This is a genomic window from Bacillus sp. V59.32b, assembly GCF_003429085.1.
Taxonomy (GTDB): domain Bacteria; phylum Bacillota; class Bacilli; order Bacillales; family DSM-1321; genus Peribacillus.
The window spans coordinates 1-13244 of sequence record NZ_QVTC01000075.1 but is presented as its reverse complement, the minus strand read 5'-3'; the positions used below and the strand labels follow the sequence as shown (position 1 = coordinate 13244).

General features: G+C 41.8%; 7 protein-coding genes and 2 riboswitches. Of the genes, 6 read left to right on the top strand and 1 reads right to left on the bottom strand.

Annotation, left to right across the window (positions count from 1 at the left end; genetic code table 11):
• Positions 1-804: 804 nt before the first annotated feature.
• Positions 805-896, top strand: a riboswitch (cyclic di-GMP riboswitch).
• Between the two features lie 84 nt (positions 897-980).
• The 4 genes from D0463_RS15995 (at position 981) to sinI (ending at position 8423) form a co-directional block, all read left to right on the top strand.
• Entirely contained in the window at positions 981-6467 is a 5487-nt protein-coding gene (locus D0463_RS15995; protein WP_117308376.1) for an OmpL47-type beta-barrel domain-containing protein, read from the top strand.
• Positions 6468-6728: 261 nt separating this feature from the next.
• Positions 6729-7199 (top strand): hypothetical protein, encoded by a 471-nt coding sequence (locus D0463_RS15990; protein WP_117308375.1) that lies wholly within the window; start codon positions 6729-6731, stop codon positions 7197-7199.
• 118 nt (positions 7200-7317) lie between these two features.
• Positions 7318-7791: a hypothetical protein gene (locus D0463_RS15985; protein WP_117308374.1), complete on the top strand. Its 474-nt coding sequence runs from the start codon at positions 7318-7320 to the stop codon at positions 7789-7791.
• Positions 7792-8163: 372 nt separating this feature from the next.
• Positions 8164-8252, top strand: a riboswitch (cyclic di-GMP riboswitch).
• Between the two features lie 30 nt (positions 8253-8282).
• Positions 8283-8423 carry a DNA-binding anti-repressor SinI gene (gene sinI, locus D0463_RS15980; RefSeq protein WP_254052834.1) on the top strand — a complete coding sequence of 47 codons (141 nt, stop codon included), beginning with the start codon at positions 8283-8285 and terminating at the stop codon, positions 8421-8423.
• Between the two features lie 136 nt (positions 8424-8559).
• Here the strand turns inward: sinI and D0463_RS15975 are convergent, their stop codons facing one another.
• Entirely contained in the window at positions 8560-8880 is a 321-nt protein-coding gene (locus D0463_RS15975) for a helix-turn-helix domain-containing protein (RefSeq protein ID WP_117308373.1), read from the bottom strand.
• A gap of 223 nt (positions 8881-9103) precedes the next feature.
• Between D0463_RS15975 and secA the strand changes: the two genes are divergently transcribed.
• Together secA and prfB are read left to right on the top strand one after the other, a co-directional pair.
• On the top strand, positions 9104-11617 hold the full coding sequence (gene secA / locus D0463_RS15970) for a preprotein translocase subunit SecA (protein WP_117308372.1): 2514 nt from the start codon (positions 9104-9106) through the stop codon (positions 11615-11617).
• Positions 11618-12057: 440 nt separating this feature from the next.
• Positions 12058-13159 (top strand): peptide chain release factor 2 gene (gene prfB, locus D0463_RS15965; RefSeq protein WP_117308371.1). Its coding sequence is split into 2 segments (ribosomal slippage): positions 12058-12129 and positions 12131-13159, totalling 1101 coding nucleotides; the frame shifts between segments, so codons are not numbered across the junction.
• Positions 13160-13244 lie beyond the last annotated feature (85 nt).

Here is a 13244-nt window from a genome sequence, read left to right as displayed (position 1 = left end):
ATGAGCGATAATCCAGATATATGGGCGATTATCTGAATAAATGAGCGGTTATCCAGATAAATGATCGATTATCCGAATATATGAGCGATGCCACAAATTTATGAATGATGATCCAAGCTTATGAGCGATAATCCAGAAATATGGGCGATTATCTGAATATATGATCGGTTATCCAGATATATGATCGATTATCCGAATATATGAGCGATGCCACAAATCTATGAAAGATGATCCAAGCTTATGAGCGATAATCCAGAAATATGGGCGATTATCTGAATATATGATCGGTTATCCAGATATATGATTGATTATCCGAATATATGAGCGATGCTACAAATTTATGAATGATGATCCAAGCTTATGAGCGATAATCCAGATATATGGGCGATTATCTGAATAAATGAGCGGTTATCCAGATATATGATCGATTATCCGAATATATGAGCGATGCCACAAATTTATGAAAGATGATCCAAGCTTATGAGCGATAATCCAGATATATGGGCGATTATCTGAATAAATGGGCGGTTATCCAGATATATGGGCGATTATCTGAATATATGATCGATTATCCAGATAAATGATCGATTATCCGAATATATGAGCGATTATTCAAATAAATGAACGCTCACACAAGTATAGAAAAGCGTTTGAAGTAATAAGAAAATTAAGAAGAACAATAAATCAATTTTGTAGGAGCTGATCTTTATATCTACTTAGGTATTTATTCTTATTGATAGTCATATTTTACTAGACAAATATTCTATTTATTGGTATATTTTAGATATAAAGTCATACTATACTAAGTGAAAAGGGCAAATCATAGGAAACTATGAGACGCAAAGCCAAGGGCCTACCCGCACTGGACAAAGTGTGAATGGCAGCCGGTGGCCACAAGGATACATAGTTATTCTTCTATGAACCTTGTTTTTTAAGGTTCATTTTTTATTTGGCCTTTTCACAGGGAAAGGTGGGAAAGCATGATAAAACGCACATTAAGTATCATTCTAGTTTTTGCAATTCTTATGTACCAATTGGCGGTTCCGATTGGGAGCGCTCTTGCGAACAATGGCAGTATTCTGCCTCCAAGTAATCCTATATTACAAAAGTCGACACCAGATGACGGGAAACTGACATGGAGTTCTGTATTTGGAGCTACTGGTTATAATGTTTATGAAATTAAAGAAGGTTCCTTAACTTTACTTGGAAAAACAACTGCAACTAGCTACAGTCTTAATAATCTTGCTGAAGGAGCATATAGCTATGTTGTTTCTACATTAGCCGGAGAGGATGAATCAGGTCCTGGTGCACCGATTGATGTTGAAATTGCATATCCTGATATGTCTGCTCCGACAAGCTTGACCCATACGATTCAAAGCGGAAGTGACATCGTTTTGAGTTGGACGGCCTCCCAATATGCGGAAAGCTATAATCTTTATAAAATTTCTGCAGAAGGAGAAAAAACGCTTGTAACATCCACTTCATCACGTACATACAACGTTACGAATGCTGATGAGGGATTGTATACTTACGCGGTATCGGCAGTCAATGAATTGTATGGCGAGTCTCCGCTGTCTACTAACCTTGATGTGAATGTAACGCACCCAGTGATGGCAAAGCCATCCAACCTTACATTCTCGATTACAAGCGGCAGTGATGTAAATCTAAGATGGCAAGCGGTTAGCTTTGCTACCAGCTATAAAATCTATCAGGTGATCGACGGCCAACAAGAGTTAAAAAGCACAGTCACTAGTACCAGTGCGAAATTTACAAATCTTCCGGCCGGTGATTATGAATATAAAGTTTATTCATATAGCAGCCGTTTCGGGGAATCAGCCGAAGGTACTCCGGTTTCCTTAACTGTTAGTGAAGTGACAATGACACCTCCGCCAGCCTTAACCTTTAAGCTTCAAAACATCAATGATGCTGTTTTAAGCTGGGGCACTGTGCCGAACGCCACCAGTTATAAAGTGTATCAAGTGATTAATGGCGAAAAAGTCCTGAAAAGCACGGTGACCGGAACTACGGTAACCTATACGAACCTTCCAGCCGGAGACTATGCTTATGAGGTCTATTCTTACAGTGACCGTTTTGGAGAGTCTGCGGAAGGAAGCAAGGTTTCCTTTAATGTTGAATCTGTAACGATGACAGCCCCAGCGGAAGCGTCCTATAAGATTCAAAATGGAAATGATATTGCTTTGACCTGGACTGCGGCAGCAAATGCCAACAATTATAAAGTGTACCAAGTGATTAATGGCGAAAAAGTTTTAAAAAGCACGGCTGCGGGCACGACGGTAACCTATGCGAACCTGCCTGCCGGGGATTATGAATATGTAATCCATTCAAACAGTACTCGTTTTGGCGAATCACAAGAGGGCAAGCGCGTCTCTATCTCCGTGGCTTTACCGGAAATGAAGGCTCCTGCTAATGTAATCCAGACCGTTAAAAGCGGGACTGAATTTTCATTAAGCTGGGATGCAGCTGATTATGCCACAAATTATAAAGTGTACCAGATTGTAAATGGCGAGAAAGTGTTAAAAAGTACAGTGTCAGGAAAATCCATTGCTTACAGTAATGTACTTCCTGGTGAATACACATACCAAGTTCACTCTTATTCATCCCGTTTCGGAGAATCCCAGGAGGGCACGAGGGTTGACGTAACACTGAACGGACAAACGATGGAGCCGCCAACGAATCTGACATCTACAATCGTTAACGGCAATGATATTAGCTTAAGATGGACAGCCGCCCAGTATGCGAACAGCTACAAGATTTATCGTCTGATCGATGGCGAAAAAGTGCTGCTGCGTACGGTGACAAGCACGTCTTCCGTTTTAACCAATATGGCTGAAGGGGATTACGATTTCGTCATTCATTCTGTATCACCTTTTTATGGTGAATCGCCGAATGGCGCGGAATTGAAAGTATCGTTGGTTCATCCTGATTTAGGGGCTCCTGCCACTCCTTCTTTCAAAATAAATAACGGTAACGACATATCCTTAACTTGGACTGCGGTGCCATATGCGACAAGCTACAAAATTTATCAGGTTATTAATGATGAAAAAGTTCTGAAGAAAACGGTCACCGGTATATCCAATGTCTTTGCGAATATGCCTGAGGGTGAGTACGAATACGAAGTTCATGCGTTCAGCGATCGTTTTGGGGAATCAGCGGAAGGCAGTAAAATCAATATTTTATTAGATTTCCCGGTCATGCAGAAGCCCGGAAACCTGGTTCAAACGATCAATAACGGCAACGATATTTCATTAAGGTGGAATCCGGTTGCCTATGCTACATCCTATAAAGTCTATCAGATTATTGATGGGGAAAAAGTTTTAAATCGGACTGTACCAGGAACATCCACGGTATTTACTAATATGCCTGAGGGCGATTATAAATTCGAAGTTCATGCGTTCAGCGACCGCTTTGGTGAGTCAGCAGAAAGTAGCGACGTAAGCCTGTCATTGGTTTTCCCAATCATGCAGGCACCATTAAATCCAACACATAGTATTACTGGTGGAAATGATGTTACGTTGAGATGGACAGCCTCCACCTATGCAACAGGATACAACGTTTATCAAGTTGTTGATGGAGAAAAGATTTTCAAAAGGACTGTGACAGGAACATCTACAGCGTTTACGAATATGCCGGAGGGTGAATACACATATGCGATTCATTCCATCAGCAATCGTTTCGGGGAATCACCTGAAGCGAGTGAAGTGAAGTTGAACTTGATTTGGCCAGTGGTACAGCCTCCTGTACTAACAAGTACTGTTGTTAATGCGAATAACATTACGTTATCGTGGAAAGCTGTCACTTGGGCAAATGAATACAGGGTTTATAAAGTGACTGACAGCAACAAGGAGTTGATCTACAAAGGGACAGCCCTAAATCATAAGGTCTATAATCTAACAGAAGATATTCACTCTTATGAAGTCGCGGCTTATAGTACCCGGTTCGGCGAATCTGCACCGTCCAATGTAGTGAGCGAAGACATTGTTTATCCTGAAATGCAGGCACCAGTGGCCAGTCTTACGCTACTCGGCCCGACAAGTGCACGGATCAGCTGGAGCTTTGCGACATATGCAAACAATTATAATGTCTATGAAATCGTCGATGGCGAGCCGGTGTTGGTAGCAAAGAACATTAATAATCTATCATACACGCTGCAAAATCTATCGTATGCCAATCACGAATATTATGTTACATCCAACAGTAATTCATTTGGCGAATCAGCACCATCCAATGTCGTATTGGCGAAATTAATCGTTGATACAACAGCGCCTGAGACAGTGGCCAATGCTCCTGAAAAATGGACGAATCAAGCTCAAGAAATTACGTTGAAAGCCACCGATGATGAGACGGGAGTGGCGAAAACCTATTATTCCTTGAACGATAGCGCATTTGTCGAAGGGACCGCCATTTCAGTGGAAGAAGAAGGCGTAAATAAATTGTCCTTCTATTCGGTTGATAAGGTTGGCAATACGGAAACTAAAAAAACAATAGAGGTAAAGATTGATAAAACAGCGCCGGTTACAGAATCGAATGCGACTGATACATGGTCGAACGAAAACGTAGCAGTGGCACTGACAGCGACCGACGCACATAGCGGAGTCGCGAAAACCTATTACTCTATTGATGGCTCTGAATATCAGGAAGGCACTTCTCTGATGGTAGAAAAAGAAGGCGCCAGCCAAGTCTCGTATTATTCCGTGGATGAGGCTGGAAACAAGGAAGAAGTAAGAACGATCGAAGTTAACATGGACAAAACCGCTCCCGTTACAGAATCGAATGTCCCTGACACATGGGGAAATGACGAAATAGCGGTGACTTTGACGGCAACTGACACCGGCAGTGGAGTAGCGAAGACTTATTACTCTGTTAATGGTTCGGATTATTTGGAAGGGACTTCATTTACAGTAGAAAAAGAAGCTGTGAACGAAATCACGTATTATTCCATTGATGTGGCCGGAAACAAAGAAGAAGTCCGCACTGCGGAAGTGAAGATTGACAAAACAGCGCCGTTAACCGAGTCGAATGTCTCTGATACATGGGGAAATAGCGACGTAGCGGTGACCTTGACGGCTACTGATAGCGGCAGTGGAGTAGCGAAAACCTATTACTCTATTAACGGATCTGATTATCAGGAAGGCACTTCTTTTACAGTCGATAAAGAAGGGGAAAACGAAATCTCGTATTATTCCATTGATGCGGCTGGCAACAAAGAAGAAGCCCGGACTGCGGAAGTGAAGATTGACAAGACCGCACCGGTAACTGAATCGAATGTTTCTGAAACATGGGGAAATAGCGATGTAACAGTGACCTTGACGGCAACTGATGGCGGCAGTGGAGTAGCGAAAACCTATTACTCTATTAACGGATCAGAGTATCAGGAGGGCACGACCTTTACAGTCGATAAAGAGGCTGTAAACCAAGTCTCTTATTACTCAGTAGACGAGGTTGACAACAAAGAAGAAGTCCGCACAGCGGAAGTGAAGATTGATAAAACCGCACCGGTTACCGAAACGATTGTTCCTGATACATGGGCAAGCGAAGATGTGGTTGTAACATTGACAGCAACCGATGCGGGTAGTGGACTAGCAGAAACCTATTACTCTATTAACGGATCTGATTATCAGGTAGGTACTTCTTTCACAGTAGATAAAGAGGGTGCCAGCCAAATTACTTATTACTCTGTTGACGCAGCAGGCAACAAGGAAGAAGTAAAAACAATTGAAGTGAAGACCGATAAAACAGCGCCGGTTACTAATTCGAATGCGACTGACACATGGACCAAAGAAGATGTGGCTATCACATTGACAGCAACCGATGCATATAGTGGAGTAGCTAAGACGTACTACTCTATTAATGGATCGGAGTATCAAGAAGGTACTTCCTTCATTGTTAATACAGAAGGAATCAATAAAATCACTTATTACTCCGTTGACCAAGCTGGCAATAAAGAAGAAATACAAAGTGCGGAAGTGAAGATTGACAAAACGGCCCCGGTCATTAATATGGACGGAAAAGTCCGTTATCAATTCTGGAATTCGCTTCAGTTTACGTATTCTTTAGAAGACCAATTGTCTGGTCTGGGCGATAAGAAAATGATTATTTCAGGTCCTTATGCTACTGGGGCCCCGCGAGTTGTTGAAGAGGGTGCAGGACTGACCTTAAGCAAACCCGGTAAGTATAACCTTACGATCCAAACAACCGACGCCGCAGGAAATAAAACAGAAATTCAAAAACAATTTTTCGTATTACTACCTGTTAAAATAGAAGCATCTTCACAGGCGATAAATGGAAACAAGGAATTATTCACAGTCCGTGTTGGACTGGGATTAAGCAATTGGCCATTTGGACACTGCTTCTTTAACTGGGTAAGCGGCTACGTGGAATTTGATCTCTACAACCCTGGGAAAACATCAGGCCAAGTATCATATGGCCGAAACAATTTTTCTTGGTAAGAATAAGATAAATAGGAAAGGCACCATCCATTTGGATGGTGCCTTTCCTATTTTATAGAGAACAAATTGTTCTTTATAGAAAATAGAGAAATTAGTAGTAAATTAGAGAAAAGGGAAGTAAAATACTCTTTTTATAGAAAAAATAACCAATTCCGATACTTTCCATCCCTATGTCTTTCGTACTATACTAAACTAAGTGTTCTGTAAAAAGAACGAAATCAAGAGTAGAAAGAACGAAATCTGCAGAAGAAGGAGGAAGAGATGGAAAGTTTAAAATATAAAAGACGAGCTGAAAGAAAAAGCAAAATGAGAAAGTTGATTTTCGTAATTTCATTGGCAGCATCTCTTTCGGTTGGAACGACTGCCTTTGCCACGGTTGATGAATTAAGAACAGGATTTCAAAACTTAATCGCAGCGATAGTAAACCCGATGTTACCCGAAATTGACAGAGAAATTTCAAAGGCTGGCAATCAATACAGCATAGAAACAACTAAATATATACAGGAAACAAATAATACTATAACAAAAGAAATAGAAGATTATAAACAGGCTGAAATTAAGCGGGGTATTGCTGAATTAAAAAAATATTATGAAGAAAAAGTGAAATCAATAAATGATGCAGCCAATACCGAGCTTGAGGTTGGTAAAAAGAAAATCAAAACTCAAACCGACGAAACCATCACCAAAGGGAAAGCAAAAATTGATGAGGCTTTCGAAAAAGCTGGTAAGTAAAAAAAGAAGATAAATTAAAGTAACCATTTTAATTGGGGGAACAATTAATTTGGGGATAAGCAATCATGCTTTCCAATAAAAAAGTAAACAGGCTGTAAGCCGGAGAGGAGAATGGTATATGAAATTGTTAAAAACGGTAAAGGGCAGGATTTTAGCTGGATCATTAGTAGTCGTTTTGGCTTTTGGCGGAGGTGTAGCGGCAAGCAGCTTCGGATTCATTGATGATTTGGCGAAATTACTTGGTTTTGCAACTGACAAGGCAGCTGATGCTACAGGAAGGGCAATAACTAGTCAATCTTATGAAGACGAGATCAGACAAGACGTTACCAATGCAGCAAACAGAGGCGTAAATGAATTGGCGAGACATGCCGGCCAGGAAATTACTCGCGGGAATGGTGCTGTAAAATCCAATTATGAGCAATTGAAAGCCGATATCGATTCAACCGTCGACACAGCTGTGGTTGAAGGGAAAACGAAGATTACAAACAAAGTGGACAGCAAAGTAAACGAAGCGAATGCAAGTGTAAATGCGGCTGCTGAAGACCAGATCAACAAAGAGCTTGCGAAATATCCTGCATTCACTGGTAAATAATAAGTATTGTGTTGACAAAGGGCTTCCAAATGAGGAGGCTCCTTTTACTGAAAGAGGAGGCTTGTTAGATGTTCCTAAAAAACTGTTATCAATGCCAGCGGCCTTCGTACAGCAGTTCAAAGAGAGGGCAATGGCTTTGCTCGACTTGCGGCTATGACCTGACTGGACAAAGAGCCTACAATGCCACGAGCATGGAGAGATATAATAAAAAAATACTTCAGTTAGAAATCGTGAGAAAATAGCAGAGAACCCTCTCCATAGGGGGACGTGTCTCGATTTTTGTCGAAACTTTTTCTTATTTGTTGACATAAATCTACAAATTCATTAATATATCATCTGTATAATTACACTTGCAGACATAATCTGCAGTGATACAGAAAAAGGCAAACTTATTGAAAAATAAGGACGCAAAGTCACGGGTCTACGGTAGTTTATCCTGCTAGGGCGGCCGGACTGCCTGAAATACTTTAGGTATTTTGGGAGGTTATATGATGGAATTAAAAATGGCGGAACAGGTGAAATTGGATCGGGAATGGCTTGAGCTAATTGCACAGGCAAAGCAAACCGGATTGAATGTGACTGAAGTTAGAGAATTTTTGCAGACAAATGTTAAACAAAAAGAAACAGTGTAAGAGATAATAGTCAGAACGAAATAAATCCCTTAAACAACACGTCAAGTATGGTTGGCGCTTTGTTTAAGGGATTTATTTGCTTTCTTAGCAGATAGGGAACAGGAAATATAAAGAAGTGACATTCTCCATGCTTGGATCAATCTTTCTTCAATCTCCATTTATTGAACTCTATGAATTCTCGGAACTGCTCTTTGGGCACGCCAGATTCCATGGCTTCCTGGACGATTTTCAGCCAATCTGCATCGAGGTGCTCGGTGTCCACTTCGTCATGAAGAAGAGAATCAATCGAAACGTCGAGCACGGCTGAAATTTTCTCAAGAAATTGTATGGAAGGGTTGGTTTGTAGATTTCTTTCAAGAGAACTTACATAAGATTTTGCCACTCCGGCCTTTTCGGCAAGCTCTGTCATCGACATCTTTCTTTCTTCTCTGAACTTTTTAACGCGGTCGCCTATCATTTCTTCACATCCTGAATATCGTTTTCGTTATAGTATATTTTATTTTAGCAGTATTCCCATGTGATTATCCATACTTAATTTAGATACATGAAGTTGTACCTAATCTATAGAAATGTTAGAATTAGGGATGCATTGTATTTACCCGAAAATGTATTCTTTTTATGTGAAAAATTTTAAGGCAGATGGTATTTTTTCGATAATTTTTTAAGAGGAGCGTTTGAGAATGCTTAATATATTAAATAAAGTGTTTGATCCCAATAAGCGTGAATTAAAACGCCTGCAAAAGCTTGCTGATCAGATCGAGGAGTTGGCATCACGGATGGATGCATTGTCCGATGATGAATTGCGCGCGAAAACGGATGAATTCAAGCAACGCTATCAAAACGGTGAAACAGTTGATGATTTGCTTGTCGAAGCGTTCGCCGTCGTTCGTGAGGGAGCGAAACGCGCACTTGGATTGTATCCGTTCTATGTGCAGCTCATGGGTGGCATCTCGCTTCATGACGGAAATATCTCCGAGATGAAGACAGGGGAAGGTAAAACATTAACCTCCACATTGCCTGTCTATTTAAACGCGCTAACCGGCAAGGGAGTTCACGTGGTTACGGTCAATGAATACCTTGCCAGCCGTGACGCGTCCGAAATGGGTAAGCTGTATGAATTCCTTGGTTTAACGGTAGGCCTAAACCTGAATGGTTTGTCCAAAGAAGAGAAGCAGGAAGCATATAGTGCTGATATTACGTACAGCACGAATAATGAGCTTGGTTTTGATTACTTGCGTGATAACATGGTGCTTTACAAAGATCAAATGGTACAGCGTCCGCTTCATTATGCGGTTATTGATGAAGTTGACTCGATTCTGATCGATGAAGCACGTACACCGTTGATTATTTCCGGTTCTGCACAAAAGTCAACGCAGCTGTATATGCAAGCTAACGCCTTTGTACGGACGCTGCAAAAAGACACCGATTATACGTATGATGAAAAAACAAAAAGTGTTCAGCTTACTGAAGAAGGCATCAATAAGTCTGAACGTGCTTTTAATATCGACAACTTATTCGATATCCGGCATGTTTCACTGAATCACCATATTAATCAAGGATTAAAGGCGCATGTCACCATGTTCAATGATGTGGACTATGTGGTACAGGACGGCGAAGTGGTTATCGTTGACCAATTTACCGGACGTTTGATGAAGGGGCGCCGCTATAGCGATGGATTGCATCAGGCCATTGAAGCGAAGGAAGGCTTAGAAATCCAGAATGAAAGTATGACACTTGCGACGATCACATTCCAGAACTACTTCCGTATGTACGAAAAGCTTGCCGGTATGACCGGTACAGCGAAAACGGAAGAAGAGGAATTCCGTAACATCTATAATATGAATGTTATCGTGATTCCAACCAATCGTGAAATCGTCCGTGATGACAGGGCTGATTTAATCTATGCTTCGATGGACGGAAAATTCCGCGCAGTTGTCGAGGATATCGCTGAACGCTATGAAAAAGGGCAGCCTGTTCTTGTCGGTACCGTGGCAATCGAAACATCCGAAATCATTTCGACATATTTACAGAAAAAAGGAATCCGACATGACGTGTTAAATGCGAAAAACCACGAACGTGAAGCGGAGATCATTGCGAATGCCGGTGAACAGGGCTCGGTGACAATCGCGACGAACATGGCCGGCCGTGGTACGGACATTAAACTGGGCGAAGGTGTGGTTGAACGTGGTGGGCTTGCCGTTATCGGGACGGAACGCCATGAAAGCCGTCGAATCGACAATCAGCTGCGCGGACGTTCCGGACGTCAGGGTGATCCAGGTGTCACGCAATTCTATCTTTCCATGGAAGATGAATTAATGCGCCGCTTTGGTTCCGATAATATGAAGGCAATGATGACGAGACTAGGGATGGATGATTCCCAGCCAATTCAAAGCAGGATGGTAACAAGAGCTGTTGAATCCGCACAAAAACGCGTGGAGGGTAACAACTTTGATGCCCGTAAACAATTACTGCAATATGATGATGTATTGCGCCAGCAGCGTGAAATCATTTATAAGCAGCGTTTTGACGTATTGGACAGTGAAAACCTAAGAAGCATCGTCGAGAGCATGATTGATTCTTCTGTCCGCCGCAGTGTGGATTCCTTTGCCCCGATGGGTGACGAAGAACACTGGAACCTTCAAGCAATCCTTGACTATGTGAATGCCAATCTCCTAGATGAAGGCGATATTACCGAAGAGGACCTGAAGGATAAGGATGCCGGTGAAATTGCTGGGATTATCCTTGCCAAGATTATAGAGCGATACGATGAAAAAGAAGAGCAGCTTTCTGCTGAGCAAATGCGTGAGTTTGAAAAAGTAATCGTGCTTCGTGCGGTTGATAGCAAGTGGATGGACCATATCGATGCAATGGATCAATTGCGTCAGGGTATTCACCTACGTGCCTATGGACAGATTAATCCACTTCAGGAATATCAGCATGAAGGGTTTGCGATGTTTGAGGATATGATTGCTTCGATCGAGGATGAAGTCGCGAAATATATCATGAAAGCGGAAATCCAAAATAATCTTGAACGTCAGGAAGTGGCGAAAGGGCAGGCGGTTAATCCGAAGGAAGACGGAGAAACGGTGAAGAAAAAGCCTGCTCGTAAAAAAGCGGATGTCGGCCGCAATGCGCTTTGCCCATGCGGCAGCGGCAAAAAGTACAAAAACTGCCACGGTCAGTTAGAAGCATAAATGATAGCAGTTAACGATGAAACACAAAAGAGGTCGGTAAAACGCCAGGTTTTACCGCCTTTTTCTTTGGGGCTGCTAAAACATATGGCTGATCTACGCTTCGTTTAAATGAACTGAGTTTTCGTTTGAATGGACTATACAAGCGTTTAAATCACCATGATTTCCGTTTAAGTGGACTATATTTTCGTTTGAATCATCAAAATTACTGTTTAAATGAAAAAACAAGAGGGCTCTGTGAGAATTTTTAGCAGATAACACTCCTATCTCCATATGGCGACTCTGCCTCTACAGACAACACGGGCGAGTTACTTTATTATTCAAAAAAGATTGATTCTACCCCGTTTTTTCTTTATAGTTTTAAAAGAGAATACGGAACATTAATGGTTATCATAAAGTATTTTATATATGAACGATTTTTTAATACTATGAGGTGAAGGAAAATGGAATTGGCAGAAATCAGGAATGAACTTGAAAAAACCGCTAAGCGTTTAGCGGACTTTAGGGGGTCTCTTTGACTTAGAAGAGAAGGAAGCCCGAATCGCGGAACTGGAAAACATTATGACCGATCCTGATTTTTGGAACAGTCAGCAAAAAGCGCAGACGGTCATTAATGAAGCGAATGCTTTGAAAGACCAAGTTAATCAGTTAACCGAGCTGAACGAGACCTTTGAAAATCTCGATTTAACCTATGAGCTTGTAAAAGAAGAAAGCGACGCGGAGTTGCAGACCGAATTGGAAACGGAAATTGTCCAGCTTTCCCAAAAGATGAATGATTTTGAACTGCAATTGCTTCTGAGCGAGGAATATGACAAGAATAGTGCAATCCTTGAACTTCATCCGGGTGCAGGCGGCACCGAGTCTCAGGACTGGGGGTCAATGCTGCTTCGCATGTATACCCGCTGGGGCGAGAAGAAAGGCTTTAAAGTGGAGACACTCGATTACCTGCCTGGTGATGAAGCGGGGATTAAAAGTGTTACACTGTTAATAAAGGGACACAATGCTTATGGATATTTAAAAGCGGAAAAGGGCGTCCACCGTTTGGTGCGTATTTCTCCTTTTGACTCCTCGGGCCGCCGTCATACTTCATTTGTTTCCTGTGAAGTTATGCCGGAATTTAATGATGAAATCGAGATTGATATTCGTACGGAAGATCTAAAAATCGATACGTACCGAGCGAGCGGTGCCGGCGGACAGCATATTAATACGACGGATTCAGCTGTCCGGATCACCCATATCCCGACTAATGTGGTCGTTACCTGCCAGTCTGAACGTTCGCAGATTAAAAACCGTGCCCAGGCGATGAATATGCTGAAAGCGAAGCTGTATCAACGTGAAATTGAGCAACAGCAGGCGGAATTGGATGAAATCCGCGGCGAACAAAAGGAAATTGGCTGGGGAAGCCAGATCCGTTCGTATGTCTTCCATCCATATTCAATGGTGAAAGACCACCGTACAAGTACAGAGACAGGCAATGTACAATCAGTCATGGACGGCGATATTGATCCGTTTATTGATGCGTACTTGCGGTCAAAATTGAATTAATCATAAGGGTCTGACTCATCATAAAATGTACCCTATGTAAAGGACATTTTAAAAAAGGTCAGGCAGCCTGAAGAAGATGATCTCT